We start from the raw sequence: 16,237 nt of genomic DNA, 5'->3' as shown, positions 1-16,237 counted from the left end.
TTGTTCTTTTTGATGGAGGGAAGCGCTAAATATACTGTTTAGAAGGGAGCATAAATCTATGGAAAACTTTATGAATGATTATTTTGCAGCAAATTTTTGGACGGGGCTCCAAAATGTAGTTATAGCGCTTATTGTCTTTCTTATCGTATGGTTAATTGCTAAACTGGTAAGCAATACGGTAGAAAAAGCGTTAAAGAAAAAGAACTGGGATGACAAACTATTTAACCGGTTCCGGTTAAAAGGGGAACCGGTGAAGTCGGAAAAGATTATTGCAAAAGTAGTTTATTACATACTGCTGATTGTTGCTTTAATCTTATTCTTAAATATCCTTAATCTGTCTATGATTGCCAATCCATTATCGGATTTGATTTCAACGTTCTTAAACTTTATCCCGGCAGTGATTAAGGCAGCGTTAATATTACTGCTGGCTTGGGTAATTGCAACAATTGTACAGTGGCTTATTGTCCAGGGAAGCAGAAAATTACGTATTCAGCGTTTATTTACAAAATTAGGAATTGCAGATTCTGAAGAAGGAATTCGAAAAACAACAGAAACAGTCGGTAAATTTGCATTCTATCTAATTTTACTCTTATTTATTCCTGGAGTATTGCAGGCTTTAAATATTCAGGGCGTAGCTGAACCTTTCAGCGGTTTATTGGCTTCTGTTTTAAACTTTATTCCTAAACTGGCTGCAGCAGTACTTATTTTTGCAGTAGGATGGTTTGTCGGAAAGATTGTCCGCAGTATTGTGACGAATTTATTAGAAGCAGCAGGTACAGAAAAATGGATAAAAAAATTAAAGCTGTCCAATTTATTTGAAGGAACATCTTTTGCAAAATTTGTCGGAAACATTGTCTTCATTCTAATTTTGATTCCAATCTCCATCTCTGCTTTAGAGCAATTAGAGCTGGCAGGAATCACAGAACCGGCAATTGGTATGCTGCACAACGTCGTACAGATGCTGCCGAATATTTTAATTGCAATTGGTTTAATATTGGTCGGAATCTGGTTAGGTAAGCTGATTGGAGAATTTGCCGGAGATTATCTTGCTAAATTAGGGTTTAATCGATTTGTTTCTACTATTAGCAATAACAGAGCAGGGGTTCAGACTAAATGGACACCATCTTATATTGCCGGATACGTTGTACAGATTTTAATTATTTTCTTCTTAACTGTGCAGGCTCTATATCTGATACAGCTGGATTTCTTAGTAGGAATAGCAACAGCAATTACCGCTTATCTGCCGAATGTACTGGCAGCAGTGCTTATTTTAGGAGTTGCCTTATTACTTGCTTCCATCGTGCAGAAACTACTGTTGCATCTGTTAAATGGTCCGGCATCGGCTGCACTTGCAGGTTTTGCGAAGTATAGTATTTTAATTCTTGCAGCCTTTATGGCGGTTTCACAGTTAGGTATTGCATCAACAATCGTTAACAGTGCCTTTATTTTACTTCTTGCTGCATTGGCATTAGCATTTGGTCTTGCGTTCGGTTTGGGAGGAAAAGATTTCGCCGCAAAATACTTGCAGAAATTTGACAGAACCATCGATAGTACTTCCATTAATCAGGAGCAGCAAAATCAAGATAATCCTGACAGTCGAGATTATCAATAATAGAAACGAAAAAAGCGTATGTACTCAAATGGGTATATGCGCTTTTTCCTTTAGTGGATTAATTGAAATCATTTATTTATGTATTTCTGAAGCGAATGCTAGAAGGTAAAACTTTTATTTCAACTTATATATTTCGTTTATTTTTATTTTTTGAGGAGAATATAAACGGGAGGTGATTAAAATGGATAAACAAAAATATTTTATCAGTATCGGACAAGGAGAAATTTCACGGATCCCGTATCAGGGAAATGACGACTTTGTTATTTATGCGACTACGGATGAGGTGTTAATGCTGCGCAGAAAATTTGAAGGGATGCATGAAGCAAGTTTTGATACCTATAAACGTTCGCATATTCCTTTTATTCCATATCATCTGGATACAGCCAACGATGTATATGATGAAACCATGTCGGACGTGTACCAAACGTTGTATGATCTAGGAGATGAACAGACAAAGAACCATATCCGAACTATGGGTATATTAGATGGAAAATAATTATTATAAAGGAGAATAAGCACCAAGTAAAACAGTGCTTTATGATAGGAATGTTTAGATGGTATAATAAAAAGGTACAGTATATTAGATAAAATTTTAAAAATGACTTTTAACTTTCAGAGGAACCGGATTTTTAAAATTATATTAAAACATAGATATCCACAGGGAGTGCTAACTATGAGAAAACTCGCTTTAATTCTTTGTTTTACCGTAATGATAGCAATTATTTTCTCTATTACTGCGCCAAGAGAAGTTACTGTACAAGGTGAGAATCAAATTGATATACCTGCTGCAGAGGCAGAAGAAACACAACCTGATAAAGAAGAAATTATTCGTGTAATGAATGGATTATTAGATACCCTGAAGCAGGATGCAGATGATTCTTATAAATTGAAGGACTATGCGACAGAACAGGAACTGACGGAGGCCTTTGAAGCATATCTAACAACAGAATTAGCTGAGCAGTTTGTCGATTATTATTTTCGGGTAGAAGCAGATGGCGTTTATGTATTTCCGACAGAAACAATGCCATGGTTTCAAGAAGAAAATGAATATGATATGATTAATACATCTAATCATTCCGTACGACTGGTACAGGAAAATGAAAATGACATGGTAGGAAGTTACACTCTTGTAGTGGAGATGACACTTCAAAACGGCTGGAAAATCCAAGATATAAGCTATAAGTGATGACACCACCGTGGGAAAGTAGTGGAAGAAGTGAACGTTTTTAAAGATTATTACAATAATAAGGTACAATTATCTTTTTTAGATCATCCATTTTCAAAAAATCCAAAGCATGTATGGATCATCTGCCGATATAAAGATAAATGGCTGTTAACAGATCATAAGGAAAGAGGAATAGAGTTTCCTGGTGGAAAGGTAGAACCTGGGGAAACAGCCGGACAAGCAGCTATCCGGGAAGTAATGGAGGAAACAGGAGCGACAGTAAAAAAGCTCCACTACATTGGTCAGTATAAGGTGGACGGGCGATACGAAACAGTGATTAAGAACGTCTACTTTGCGGAAATAGATGAACTTACGCCGCAGCCCACCTATTATGAAACAAACGGGCCGGTATTACTTAGAGAGGTACCGGCGAATGTAAAAAGAAAATCAAATTATAGTTTTATTATGAAGGATGCAGTGTTAGAATCCTGCATGCTCCGGATTAAAAAAACATATGTGTAAAAAGCAGACAGCACTTAGCTGTCTGCTTTTTACTTTAGAAGATTATTTTCTTATCAGTAATTGCTCAATTTTCTCTACAGTTTTGTACATAATTGCAGCAAGGATAGCGATAATGACCAGGCTGGACATAACGAGTGTAAAATCAAACACCTGAAAACCGTAAATAATTAAATATCCTAAACCTTGTTTGGAAACTAGATATTCTCCGACAATAACCCCTACCCAGGAAAGCCCGACGTTTACTTTTAATGTGGAGATAATGGCGGGTAAGGAAGCGGGAAAGACAGCTTCTTTAAAGCATTGCCATTTTGTTGCATCAAAGCTCCTTAATACTTTTAAATAATTTTGATCAACCTCATTGAAAGCTGCAAACACGACAAGGGTTGTGACAATAACAGAAATAATAAACCCCATCGCAATAATTGATAAATAGCCAGGACCGAGAGCTACAATAAGTATTGGTCCAAGTGCAACCTTTGGCATAGCATTAAAGACAACCAGATAAGGATCCATGACTTTTGAAAAACGATGAAAACTCCAAAGCATGGAAGCTATGATGATTCCGGCAATAGTACCTATTAAAAAGCCGAGTATGGTTTCGAGCAGTGTAATCTGAATATGGCCTAGTAAAGAACCTTGTATAAGTCTGCTCCATATAGAGCTGAATACACGACTGGGAGAGCTGAATAAAAGCGGATCAATCCAATACAATCTGCTGGCTACTTCCCAAAAGGCGAAAAAAAGAATCAGAATGGAGAGCTGCCAGGTCAGTACAATTTTTGCTTCTTTTTTTAACTTTTGCTGATAAGCTGCAAATAACTTAGGACCGTTCATAAGCATTCTCCTCTATCGGTTTTACCGTATGCTTCTGCTGGTCTAGGTCAGCCCAGATTTTGTCAAACAGCCGTCCATATTTAGGATGTTTCCTTGCGAGAAAAGGAGATTCATCCCTTAATTCAACAGGTACATCGTATATTTTAGCAATAGCACCAGGGTTCGAGGACATTAAAATAATCCGGTCGCTCATAGAAATTGCTTCTCCAATATCATGTGTTACCAGTATAGCCGTTTTTTGATAAGCTTTAAGTAAATCGGATACCAATACTTCCAGTTTTAATTTTGTCTGAAAATCGAGTGCAGAAAAAGGTTCATCCAGCAATAGAATTTCCGGCTCCGTGATAAGCGTTCTTATTAAAGCAGCTCGCTGCCGCATCCCGCCGGACAATTCACTTGGATATTTATCAGCCACATTTTCGAGTCCAACTTCCTCCAGGAGAGCTATTGCTCTTTGTTTTAAGTCACTTGTCTGTCTTTTTCTAATCTGGGGTCCTAAGAGTACATTATCTATAATGGTTTTCCATGGAAATAAATAATCCTGCTGCAGCATATAGCCAATTTCTAAATCGCTAATCTCTATTTTTTCATTATTTATTAAAATCTCACCTTCAGCAGGCTGGAGCATTCCAGAAATCATCGAAAGCAATGTTGATTTTCCACAGCCGCTTGGGCCGAGTAAAGCAACAAATTCATTCCTCTTAACAGAGAAAGAAATATTATGCAATGATTCTGTGTACTGCTTTTTGGAGAAGTAATAATGAGATACTCCATCTAATGTTAGATAAGACATCTTTACCCTCCTTTATTCTTCAATAATTTGCTCAGCATAATCAGTGTTAACAAGATCTTCATATGGAGCATCTCCAGGGAGTTCACCGGCCTCATCCATAATGCTTTTCAGATTTTCCCAGGCAGCTTCTTCAAGCAGTGGAGATGTAGCATAGGAGCCTTGCTGTTTATAACGCTCGATTGCATTTGCGAGCATTTCTACATCTGTATCCTCAAAATAAGGCTCTACTACCTTGGCAATTTCTAATGAGTCTGTCTCCTGCACCCATTGTTGAGCCTTATAAATTGCCCTGGTGAATGCTTTAACAGTTTCCTCCTCTTCATCTAAAAAGCTTTCCTTTGCCATGAAGACGGTATATGGGACCTGACCAGATTCTTCGCCGAAGGAAGCAATAATGTGTCCCTGACCATTTGCTTCAAAAATACTTGCTGTAGGTTCAAATAATTGAACGTATTCATAATCACCACTGGCAAAAGCACCTGGAATATTAGCGAAGTCAATATTTTGAACTAAATCTAAATCTTCATGGGGATTAATATCATGCTGCTTCAAGACATATTCTCCAACCATTTGCGGCATCCCGCCAACACGCTGTCCGAGAAAATTGCTGTCCCGTAAATCCTCCCAATTAAAGTCTTCATCTGCTTCTTTGGCTACTAAAAATGTGCCGTCCGTTTGGGTTAACTGGGCGAAGTTCACAGCATAGTCTCTGGAATCCTGAGCATAGACATAGATAGATGTTTCGGAACCAACAAGAGCAATATCAGCACTGTCAGACAAAAGTGCTGTCATCGTTGTATCTCCACCCCAAGTTGTTTGTAAATCCACCTCCAGCCCCTCTTCTTCAAAAAAGCCTTTTTCTAAAGCGACATATTGCGGTGCATAAAAAATAGAACGAGTTACTTCCGCAAGATCTATTTTAGTCACTTTATTTTGATTACAAGCACTAATTAGAAGAAGAGAGCTTATTAATAAAATGAAACAGGAAAGTTTTCTCACTTTCATCTTCCTTTCTCAAAAACTGATCTTGAACATCTTCTATAAATATATGATTGGCGGGATGATTGTGTGAACGCCTATAAATTAGGATAAATAGGCTGCGGATAATTACAGGGAGAGGAAAAGTGAAAAAGGGTAAACTCAAGATAATGAGTTTACCCTTTTATAGAGGAGATGATTATACTAATTTATAAAGTGGTCCAGCTTTTCTTATGTTTTCACTTACTTCTGTGAATTTCTCGAAATTCATATGGAATTTGCCAGCCAGTACCTTTGCTTCTGTTTCATAGCTTTCTTTATCCTCCCAAGCATTTTTAGGAACAAGAACTTCATCTGGAACACCTGGAATCGATTTTGGAATGGCTAATCCAAAAATTTCATCTATTGTTGTTTCCACGTTATTCAGTTCACCAATTAAAGCTGAATGGACCATTGCCCGGGTATAGGAGAGCTTCATTCTGTTTCCAACCCCGTAAGCACCACCAGTCCAGCCTGTGTTAATAAGAAATACATTGGCATTAAATTTATCAATTTTTTCTCCAAGCATTTCTGCATATACTGACGGATTTAACGGTAAAAATGGAGAACCGAAGCATGCTGAGAATGTTGCAACAGGCTTTGTCACACCACGTTCTGTTCCAGCCAGCTTACTGGTGTATCCACTCAGGAAATGATACATTGCCTGTTCTTTTGTCAGTTTACTGATTGGCGGTAAGGTTCCTGATGCATCCGCTGTCAAGAATATAATGGTATTTGGATGTCCAGCGACACTAGGCTCTAGGCTATTATCAATATTTTCTAATGGATAAGCAGCACGTGTGTTTTCGGTTAAAGAAGTATCATCATAGTCAGGGACCCGCGTATCTTCATCTAATACTACATTTTCTAAAACAGATCCATAGCGGATAGCATCAAAAATTTGCGGCTCTTTTTCTGCCGATAAATTGATGCATTTTGCATAGCAGCCACCTTCAATATTGAATACGCCATCTTCACTCCATCCATGTTCGTCATCTCCGATTAATCGTCTGTCAACATCTGCTGAGAGTGTAGTTTTTCCAGTTCCGGATAATCCGAAAAATAAAGCTACATCGCCTTCTTCTCCTACATTGGAGGAGCAATGCATGGACAGGACATCTTGCTCAGGCAGAAGGAAATTAACTACAGAGAAGATTGATTTTTTTATCTCTCCTGCATATTCTGTTCCTCCAATAAGTACAATGCGCTGTTCAAAAGAAATTAAAACAAATGCTTCTGAATTTGTACCGTCTGCTTCAGGATTGGCTTTGAAACCGGGAGCAGAGATTACTGTAAAATCAGCTTCGTGCAATTGCTCCATCTCTTTTTCATTAGGAATAAATAATTGTCTTGCAAATAAATTGTGCCAAGCATATTCATTAATAACTTGAATAGGCAGTTTATACTTTTCATCTGCACCGGCATAGGCCTGGAGATGAAAAATTTCTTCTTTGTTATCTAAATATGCAATCACTTTGTCAAGCAGCTGATTGAAGGTATCCTCATCAATTGGCTGATTGACATTTCCCCAGTCTACTTTATCTGCTGATAAGGCATCTTTTACAATAAATTTATCTTCTGGAGAACGTCCTGTATATTTTCCAGTGGTAGCACGGATAGCACCAGTAGCTGTCAATTTCGCTTCATCACGATTGATAATTTTTTCAATAAGTTGGCCTACAGAATAGTTGCTGTAAATATTTGTTGAAGTGAACTCCTCCAGAATACTTCTCCGCAATATTTTCATAAGACAATTATTCACTCCTTTTAATGGTGTAGAATTCATTTTATCCTTAAAATATGTTTATTAGTATAACACATTAAATATAATAGTCCATACTACTTTATGAAAAAATATTTTTTATGCTACATAGGGTAATTGGGTTGACAGGAGAGGCTTGTTTCGTTAATCTAATTATTGAACGGATACTCTTATTCAGAGATGGTGGAGGGACAGACCCGATGAAGCCCAGCAACCTCACATAATGTGAAAGGTGCTAACCTGATGCAAGGATCATTCCTTGAACAATAAGAGCGAAAGGCCAATATGTTTCCCTTTCCTCATGTATTTTGAAGGAGAGGTTTTTTTGTTTTTAGGAGACTTTTTAAATATATTAAAAGTTTGCATAAAAAATGAAACCACATTGGGTGGAATGATAGATTTACATTGAAACAGAGTTCCGTAACATACAAGGAAAAGGGGAGTTAGCCTTATGGCTGCAAATCGTCGTTTATTTACTTCTGAGTCAGTTACTGAAGGGCATCCGGATAAGATGTCTGACCAAATTTCTGATGCTATTCTGGATGAGATTCTTTCGAAGGATCCAAATGCGAGAGTAGCGTGTGAAACAACTGTTACAACTGGAATTGTTTTAGTTGCCGGAGAGATTTCTACAAGTACGTATGTAGATATTCCTGCAATTGTACGTGAAACAGTAAAGAATATTGGATACACCCGAGCAAAATATGGTTTTGATTCTGAAACTTGTGCAGTGTTAACTGCTATTGATGAGCAGTCTCCTGATATTGCTGGAGGTGTGGATATAGCGTTAGAAGCAAGGCGGGGACAGGAAATTGAAGAGGAAATTGAAGCAATAGGAGCTGGAGACCAGGGCTTGATGTTTGGGTTTGCCTGCAATGAAACAGAAGAGCTTATGCCTCTGCCAATCTCTTTGGCTCATCGTTTATCCAGAAGATTAGCAGATGTCCGTAAAGAGAAAATTGTGGATTACCTGCGTCCTGATGGAAAGACTCAGGTAACGGTGGAGTATGATGAAAATGATCAGCCGTTACGTGTAGATACTATTGTTGTTTCTACACAGCATCATCCAGATATAACAAATGAACAAATAGAAGCGGATATTATTAAACATGTTGTAGAAGCTGTTGTACCAAGTGAATTACTGGATGATAAGACAAAATACTTCATTAATCCGACTGGCCGTTTTGTATTAGGCGGACCACAAGGGGATGTCGGCTTAACAGGAAGAAAAATCATTGTTGACACATATGGAGGCTATGCAAGACATGGCGGTGGAGCCTTTAGCGGGAAAGATGCAACGAAAGTGGACCGTTCTGCTGCTTATGCTGCACGCTATGTTGCTAAAAATATCGTTGCTGCAGGTCTGGCTGATTCCTGTGAAGTTCAATTAGCCTATGCTATTGGTGTAGCACAGCCGGTCTCTATTTCGATTAATACATTTGGCACAGGGCTCGTCAGTGAAGAAAAATTAGTGGAAGCAGTGCGCGAGTTATTCGATTTACGTCCGGCAGGTATTATCCGTATGCTGGATTTGAGAAGACCAATCTTTAAAAATACCGCTGCTTATGGTCATTTTGGCCGCACAGATATTACATTCCCGTGGGAAAAAACAGATAAAGTGGAAGAATTAAAAGCTTTAACTGCTAAATAAAAAAATGTCAGGTATCTGAGGATGCCTGACATTTTTTACATGCAATCAAGATGGTAGTGATGCTATTTATCCATCCCCATTGATGTTTCTCTTAAATAATATTGTCCTTTTTCCACGTAGGATTTGCGGATACGTTCCATTTCTTCATAATCCTTATCCGTTAATTCACGGACTACCTTAGCAGGCCTGCCCATTGCTAAGGTTCTAGGAGGTATTTTCTTCCCTGGAGGCACCAGACTCCCGGCACCGACAAATGCATGCTCTCCAATTTCTGCACCATCCAAAATAATGGAACCCATACCGATAAGTGCATGATGGCGTATAGTTGCTGAATGCAAGGTCACCTGATGACCTACTGTTACATCATGTTCAAGTATTAACGGCATATTTGGACTTTGATGCAGCATAGAAAGATCCTGTATATTTGTCCGTTTACCAATTTTTGTAGGGGCGACATCTCCCCGGATAACAGTATGAAACCAAATACTTGCTTCTTCTTCAATTGTTACATCACCATTAATCACAGCATTTTTTGCAATGAATGCAGCAGGATCAATAGATGGAGAGATTCCTTTATAAGATTCAATCATCTGTATTCCTCCAACTAATTTATAATGATTAAAGTATATCAGAGGAAATATTTTCTGGAAAGAAGTCTGAAAAACAGATGATTTTCAGCTGTTTATGGAAAGGGTAATCATTTATATTTACACCATTTTAAAACGATTTTTTAAGTTATAGGCATATATTCTAAACCGCTTATTTCTTATGAATAATAAGTTTGAATGTATATTTATTTCTGTATAACCTCTACAGATACGAATCTTTTTATGGTAGAATAAATAAGCTGGTTACATAATGATAGTGATAAATAAATAGATAAATGCTATCTTGGTTTATTCCATTCGTAATCTTGGAGATGGGGAAACCGGCAGTTGTTTCAGTTATTACTGGGACAAGTAATTGTATAAATCGGTCTAATCTATCAATGATTAAAATATTATTCAAACAGGCGAACATTTAAAGTAAAAGTATTTCTTTAAAAATGAACTTTTGGCCTGTCAGAGAGAAAACTGATTTATCGGTAAAAATGGGGTTGTACTTTCATGTTAATTCAAATTGTCATAGGAATTTTATTTTTTATTGGTGTTTATATACTGATTAGTGATGAACAAAAATGGCTGCGCGTAACAACGTACAGTTATATTATTTTGTTAACGATTATTTTTGCAATTGGGTATATTACGGAGTTAAACAGTCTGCAGAACTCTGAACTATTCGATATTTCTGCACTGCAACAATGGGTTTACGTATTCGGATACTTGTATTCAGTTCCACTGATGATTGTATCGGCTTATATTTGGATTCCCTATCCGAAGAAATATAAAACACTGCGGAGCCGCGTTCTCATGATTGCACTTATTATATTTATTATCATGACAACCGGACATTTCTTAAATTTATTCTTCCGATTATTATTTTTAGGGATTGCTTAATAATCAAAAGAAACGCCTGATTCAGGAGCGTTTCTTTTTTTCGATAGCGATTAAAAATGGAGCCTGATTTTGTTGATTAATAAATTTGTATTGGAGTACTTGATACTCTTTTTGATTTAATTGCGAAGTGTAAGAAAGAACAGCTTCTTTTTCTTCCAATCCGCCGGAGTGTCCGTAATATATAACTAAGATAATCAGACCTTTTGTTTTTAGCTTTTCCAATATAGCTTCTATAGCTGCAAGAGTAGAATGGGGCTTTGTAATAATAGATTTATCACTTTTTGGTAAATAACCAAGGTTGAAAATAGCCCCGCCGAAAATGTCTTCTTTAATATATTCAGGAATCTTTTCATGGCTGTCTTGAATTAAAGATACATTATGACAGTCATTTTCTTGAAGCTTTTCTTGCGTTTTTTGAATAGCCTGCTCTTGAATATCGAATCCATAAACCTTGCCTGCAGATCCAACTGTCTGACTTAAAAACAATGTATCATGACCGTTTCCACAAGTGGCATCAATTGCTATATCTCCTTCTTTAAGACTTTCTCTTAATAGGGTATGTGCGTAGGTTAAAATATTTAATAGCATGTAGCTGTCTCCTTATGTACTTTTCTGACTCAAGTGTTCAAAATATCATCATTTATCACAGTGTAGTTGACTATATGACCTCTGCTCCCAAAATGGAAAGAAAGCAAAAATTTTAAGCGCAAACCAAGCATTCAGTAACGCTCCAACTTGGTTCGGTTTTAAATGATGAAGTTTTCTTTTATTATAACAAAGTAAAGCAGGTTCATGCTTATTAGTTATATAAGGAAAAATAAATAAGTTTATCCAAATTTCTTCAATATACTGTTTCCAAATACATAAAATTGTGTATACTAAAGGTAAGATAAATTTTTATCAACTTGACATGGTATGTTTATTTCATTATAATTCCAATATCATAAAATTAAAGACAGTGAAAAAGGATCAGTAATAGGTTGTATCAGTTCCAGAGAAGCAGTGGGTGGTGAAAACTGCTACTGATAAACATATGAACTCACCTTTTTAGTTTGCAGTAATGAAAATAAAGTAGTTACTGTCGTTTCATCAACGTTACTGATGTCAAGCGAGCGCTGATGCGCTAATTTGGGTGGTACCGCGGGAATAATCACAGCTTCTCGTCCCTTCATAGGGATGAGTGGCTTTTTTTATACCTAATTTTAGGGGTGTTAGGTTATAGATACCAGTGTCGTGTGTGATTGAACGATGCAACAGTCATGAAAGAAAGGAAGGATTACAATGAGCTTTCAACATTTGGGAATTGAGAAAAAATGGCAAAAATATTGGGATGAAAATAAAACATTCAAAACAAATACATTTTCCAATAAAGAAAAATTTTATGCACTTGATATGTTTCCTTATCCGTCCGGTCAAGGGTTACACGTTGGACACCCGGAAGGATATACAGCTACAGATATTTTAGCCAGAATGAAAAGAATGCAGGGTTATGAAGTCATGCACCCGATGGGCTGGGATGCATTCGGGCTTCCGGCTGAACAATATGCAATTGATACTGGAAACAGTCCTAAGAAGTTTACAGAAGCGAATATTCAAACCTTTAAGAGACAGATTAAAGAGTTAGGTTTTTCCTATGATTGGGATAGAGAAGTTAATACAACAGATCCTGATTATTACAAATGGACACAATGGATTTTCAAAAAGCTTTATGAAAATGATCTTGCTTATATGGATGAAGTGGCTGTAAACTGGTGTCCGGCTCTTGGAACCGTCCTTGCAAATGAAGAAGTAATTGACGGTAAAAGTGAACGAGGAGGGCATCCGGTAGTCCGTAAACCGATGAAACAGTGGATGCTTAAAATAACTGCGTATGCAGATCGCCTGCTTTCTGATTTGGAAGATCTGGATTGGCCGGAAAGCCTGAAAGAAATGCAACGTAACTGGATCGGGCGTTCAGAAGGTGCTGAGGTAACATTTTCTATTGAAGGGCATGATGAAACCTTTACTGTATTTACGACACGTCCAGATACATTATTCGGAGCAACATATGCAGTAATGGCTCCTGAACATCCATTTATTAAAAAGATTACAACGGCTGACCAAAAAGAAGCTGTGGAAAATTATTTGCATGAAGTACAAACAAAATCTGATTTAGAGCGTACAGACCTTGCTAAAGATAAAACAGGTGTATTTACTGGTGCCTATGCTGTAAATCCTGTTAACGGTGAGAAAATGCCGATATGGGTAGCAGATTATGTATTGATGAGTTATGGCAGTGGAGCAATTATGGCTGTACCTGCACATGATGAGCGTGATTATGAATTTGCCAAAGTTTTTGAACTTCCAATTAAAGAGGTTGTTGCTGGCGGAAATATAGAAGAAGAAGCTTATACCGGAGATGGCTCTCACGTAAATTCAGAGTTCCTGGATGGTCTGGGTAAAGACGAAGCTATTTCAAAAATGATTGATTGGCTGGAGAAAAATGAAAAAGGTACAAAGAAAATTACGTATCGTTTGCGTGATTGGCTTTTCGCTAGACAGCGTTATTGGGGTGAACCTATTCCAATTATTCATTGGGAAGATGGCAGTATGACAGCAGTGCCGGATGAGGAACTTCCTCTGGAACTTCCTGAAATGACAGAGATTAAACCATCAGGAACTGGTGAATCTCCACTTGCTACGAATGAAGAATGGGTGAATGTAGTAGATTCCGAAACGGGGATGAAGGGCAGAAGAGAAACAAATACAATGCCGCAATGGGCTGGCAGCTGCTGGTACTTCCTTCGTTATGTTGATCCGCATAATAAAGAACAGCTTGCTGATCCCAAAGCATTGGAAGAATGGCTTCCGATTGATATTTATATCGGTGGTGCAGAACATGCTGTACTTCACCTTCTATATGCACGTTTTTGGCATAAATTCCTTTATGATATCGGCGTTGTCTCTACAAAAGAACCTTTCCAGAAATTGTTTAACCAAGGGATGATTCTTGGAGAAGGTAATGAGAAGATGAGTAAATCAAAGGGGAATGTAGTTAATCCGGATGATATAATTACTTCTCATGGTGCAGATACATTAAGGTTGTATGAAATGTTCATGGGACCATTAGATGCATCTGTTGCCTGGTCAACAAATGGTTTAGACGGCTCCCGCCGTTTCCTGGACCGTGTCTGGAGACTGTATATTAATGACGATAACTCGTTAACAGATAAAATTACAGATGATGCCGCAACAGAGCTGGATAAGGTTTATCATGAAACGGTGAAGAAGGTAACAGAAGACTTTGAGAACCTTCACTTTAATACAGGAATTTCTCAAATGATGGTATTTGTTAATGAATGCTATAAAGCAGATTCGATTCCCAAAAATTATGCAGAAGGGTTTGTGAAGCTTCTTTCTCCGGTTGCACCACATATGTGTGAAGAGATTTGGCAAAAGCTTGGCAACGAAGAATCTATTAGTTATGCCGGCTGGCCTGCTTATGATGAATCGAAGCTTGTTGAAGATGAGGTTGAGGTAGTTCTGCAGGTAATGGGGAAAGTTCGTGCAAAACTAAGCGTTCCAGTAGGTACTGCAAAAGATGATCTTGAAAAAATGGCATTAAGTGAAGACAGCGTTCAAAAGTGGTTGGAAGGAAAAACAATTCGGAAAGTAATTGTTGTTCCAGATAAACTTGTTAATGTTGTAGCTAATTAATATTTTTATTAAATAAATGTATATTATAAGAAACCGGACTATAATCAACGTTCTACCGTGAGAACATGATTAGTCCGGTTTTTTAACGGAAAAAATGAATTTTTTAGCTAGCAGAGTCATCTATATGAGGGAGGTCCGTTTGTAAAGCAGTTTTTAGCAATATCCACTTGTCCTTATCGTAAACCCAAATTGATTCAACAGTTCCAATTCGGTCTGCATGATAAGCCCCGCTGATTTGCTGATAACTTTTTAAGCCTGCCTCATTTTTATCTTCTAAATCAATTACTTCAAAAAATGCAACCGGATCAATCATCAGCGTTGTCGGTTCCAAAAGCTGACCCTGATCATTGTATAATTTCAAACGAATATATTCTTCTTTCTGCCCGGAGACATCTAAAATGATAGGGGGTTCTTTTGGCAGTAACTGAACGGATACCTTAAAATCATTCATAAATTCTCCTTTCACCGGTTGTTCTACAGGAAGAGGAAGCTCAATAAAATTATCTTTTTCCCATTGATTCAGTTGAGAAGTATACAATCCGCCGCTTCCACCGGTTGGACTCTGATAAAGAATATCTGTTACGCCATTATGTGTTAAATCGGCAAATTGTAATTCCGGATCATAACCTCCGCCATAGTTAATCCGCCATGTTTTATCAGAAGAATGGCTTGAAATATCGACCCAAATATCTTGATAATAAACACCGTCTTCAGCAAATAATTTCCCTTTTAACTCTAACAGTTCTACTTCTCCATCACCTGTAACATCCTCTTCGTAAGTATGGATAAGTATTCCGTCATTTGGAGTCGCTTCTGCCGGAGCAAAAAATAGAGTTAAAAACAATAAACTGATATAAACCATTATGTCACCTTCTATTTCTAAAGAGATTAAGTTTTGCTTTAGTTTAATCAAACGAGTTGAATCCTATTCACTATCCATTTAATATGATAAAGAAGAATGTAATAAAAGGAGATGAGAGAAAATGGAAGATATTAAAGAGCTTTCCCCGGAGGAAGTAGAAGCTATAAAAGAGAATGATAATATTCAGCTTATTGATGTTAGAGAAGATGAAGAAGTAGCACAAGGAATCATTGAAAATGCACTTCACATTCCTTTAGGTGATATAACAGATGTCTATGCAGACTTAGATAAGGAAAAAGAATATATTATGATTTGCCGTTCTGGACGAAGAAGCTATAATGCAGCTGCTTTTTTACAAGAACAGGGATTCAAAGTGAGGAATATGAGCGGCGGAATGTTAAATTGGCAAGGAGAAGTTATTATTAAATAATAACTAAGCTCATCATAAACGTTCGCCTATATATAATTAGCCAAAGAAAATGTTCCGCAGGGAAGTGAAAAACCTGCGGAATAAATTTGAATGCAGGAAGACATTCTTTATTAAAGTAAAGAGAGTTATTGTAGCTCTGCATTCTGTTTACAGAAGGTACTTACAAAATGTGATATATTATATGTATTTTTATAGAGGAAGAAGTATAAAAAAGGACAGGAAATGCAGTTTGTTTTAACGAGAAGAAAGTTACCGGGCATGTGTTGACTTAATTTGTCGATAATGCTATAATAAAAATCCAATGTTCAGTTGATACTTTTTAAAAGATTTCAATAAAAAGTTGTTGACGAGATATTGGATATATGATATATTTATTTGGCCGCTTTTTTAAAGCGAC

At 37.2% G+C, this 16,237-nt stretch carries 15 protein-coding genes, 1 riboswitch and 1 other annotated feature; of the genes, 8 read left to right on the top strand and 7 right to left on the bottom strand.

Annotated features, from left to right (window positions below; translation table 11 throughout):
• Nucleotides 1-58 precede the first annotated feature (58 nt).
• The 4 genes from OSO01_RS16670 to ytkD all read left to right on the top strand — a co-directional run bounded on the left by OSO01_RS16670 (nt 59) and on the right by ytkD (nt 3,299).
• Nucleotides 59-1,612: a mechanosensitive ion channel gene (locus tag OSO01_RS16670; RefSeq protein WP_147211583.1), complete on the top strand. Its 1,554-nt coding sequence runs from the start codon at nt 59-61 to the stop codon at nt 1,610-1,612.
• Between the two features lie 181 nt (nt 1,613-1,793).
• Entirely contained in the window at nt 1,794-2,108 is a 315-nt protein-coding gene (locus OSO01_RS16665) for a hydrolase (protein ID WP_147211582.1), read from the top strand.
• Nucleotides 2,109-2,285: 177 nt separating this feature from the next.
• Complete coding sequence (locus OSO01_RS16660) at nt 2,286-2,798, top strand: hypothetical protein (RefSeq protein ID WP_147211581.1); 513 nt, start codon at nt 2,286-2,288, stop codon at nt 2,796-2,798.
• Between the two features lie 30 nt (nt 2,799-2,828).
• Nucleotides 2,829-3,299 carry an RNA deprotection pyrophosphohydrolase gene (gene ytkD / locus OSO01_RS16655; RefSeq protein WP_147211580.1) on the top strand — a complete coding sequence of 157 codons (471 nt, stop codon included), beginning with the start codon at nt 2,829-2,831 and terminating at the stop codon, nt 3,297-3,299.
• Between the two features lie 42 nt (nt 3,300-3,341).
• On the opposite strand, the gene OSO01_RS16650 is transcribed toward ytkD, so the two are convergent.
• The 4 genes from OSO01_RS16650 to pckA form a co-directional block, all read right to left on the bottom strand.
• Nucleotides 3,342-4,133: an ABC transporter permease gene (locus tag OSO01_RS16650; RefSeq protein WP_147211579.1), complete on the bottom strand. Its 792-nt coding sequence runs from the start codon at nt 4,131-4,133 to the stop codon at nt 3,342-3,344.
• Nucleotides 4,120-4,926 carry an ABC transporter ATP-binding protein gene (locus OSO01_RS16645; RefSeq protein ID WP_147211578.1) on the bottom strand — a complete coding sequence of 269 codons (807 nt, stop codon included), beginning with the start codon at nt 4,924-4,926 and terminating at the stop codon, nt 4,120-4,122. The genes OSO01_RS16650 and OSO01_RS16645 overlap by 14 nt, the downstream gene beginning before the upstream one ends.
• Nucleotides 4,927-4,938: 12 nt before the next feature.
• Nucleotides 4,939-5,931, bottom strand: a complete 993-nt coding sequence (locus OSO01_RS16640; RefSeq protein ID WP_147211577.1) for an ABC transporter substrate-binding protein — start codon at nt 5,929-5,931, stop codon at nt 4,939-4,941.
• 172 nt (nt 5,932-6,103) lie between these two features.
• The gene (gene pckA / locus OSO01_RS16635; protein WP_147211576.1) at nt 6,104-7,690 is read right to left on the bottom strand and encodes a phosphoenolpyruvate carboxykinase (ATP); all 1,587 of its coding nucleotides are present in this window, start codon (nt 7,688-7,690) and stop codon (nt 6,104-6,106) included.
• Nucleotides 7,691-7,872: 182 nt separating this feature from the next.
• A riboswitch (SAM riboswitch) is annotated at nt 7,873-7,978 on the top strand.
• 178 nt (nt 7,979-8,156) lie between these two features.
• Here pckA and metK point away from each other — a divergent pair.
• On the top strand, nt 8,157-9,356 hold the full coding sequence (metK, locus tag OSO01_RS16630) for a methionine adenosyltransferase (RefSeq protein ID WP_147211575.1): 1,200 nt from the start codon (nt 8,157-8,159) through the stop codon (nt 9,354-9,356).
• A gap of 62 nt (nt 9,357-9,418) precedes the next feature.
• On the opposite strand, the gene OSO01_RS16625 is transcribed toward metK, so the two are convergent.
• A complete protein-coding gene (locus OSO01_RS16625; protein WP_147211574.1) occupies nt 9,419-9,946 on the bottom strand; it encodes a gamma carbonic anhydrase in 528 nt (175 codons plus the stop codon).
• A 516-nt stretch (nt 9,947-10,462) separates the two neighbouring features.
• On the opposite strand from OSO01_RS16625, the gene OSO01_RS16620 reads away from it, so the two are divergent.
• A complete protein-coding gene (locus OSO01_RS16620) occupies nt 10,463-10,852 on the top strand; it encodes a hypothetical protein (RefSeq protein WP_147211573.1) in 390 nt (129 codons plus the stop codon).
• A 21-nt stretch (nt 10,853-10,873) separates the two neighbouring features.
• On the opposite strand, the gene mnmM is transcribed toward OSO01_RS16620, so the two are convergent.
• Entirely contained in the window at nt 10,874-11,440 is a 567-nt protein-coding gene (mnmM, locus tag OSO01_RS16615; RefSeq protein WP_147211572.1) for a tRNA 5-(aminomethyl)-2-thiouridylate-methyltransferase MnmM, read from the bottom strand.
• Nucleotides 11,441-11,801: 361 nt separating this feature from the next.
• Nucleotides 11,802-12,023 (top strand) — a binding site (T-box leader).
• 110 nt (nt 12,024-12,133) lie between these two features.
• On the opposite strand from mnmM, the gene leuS reads away from it, so the two are divergent.
• Nucleotides 12,134-14,548: a leucine--tRNA ligase gene (leuS, locus tag OSO01_RS16610; protein WP_147211571.1), complete on the top strand. Its 2,415-nt coding sequence runs from the start codon at nt 12,134-12,136 to the stop codon at nt 14,546-14,548.
• Nucleotides 14,549-14,651: 103 nt separating this feature from the next.
• Here leuS and OSO01_RS16605 read toward each other — a convergent pair whose 3' ends face one another.
• On the bottom strand, nt 14,652-15,410 hold the full coding sequence (locus OSO01_RS16605; RefSeq protein WP_147211570.1) for a YybI family spore inner coat protein: 759 nt from the start codon (nt 15,408-15,410) through the stop codon (nt 14,652-14,654).
• 121 nt (nt 15,411-15,531) lie between these two features.
• Here OSO01_RS16605 and OSO01_RS16600 point away from each other — a divergent pair, with 121 nt between their 5' ends.
• Complete coding sequence (locus tag OSO01_RS16600) at nt 15,532-15,840, top strand: rhodanese-like domain-containing protein (protein WP_147211569.1); 309 nt, start codon at nt 15,532-15,534, stop codon at nt 15,838-15,840.
• Nucleotides 15,841-16,237 lie beyond the last annotated feature (397 nt).

The organism is Oceanobacillus sojae (genome assembly GCF_007991515.1).
Classification (GTDB): domain Bacteria; phylum Bacillota; class Bacilli; order Bacillales; family Amphibacillaceae; genus Oceanobacillus; species Oceanobacillus sojae.
The sequence above is the reverse complement of the archived record's forward strand: the minus strand, read 5'-3'. Positions and strand labels throughout refer to the sequence as shown.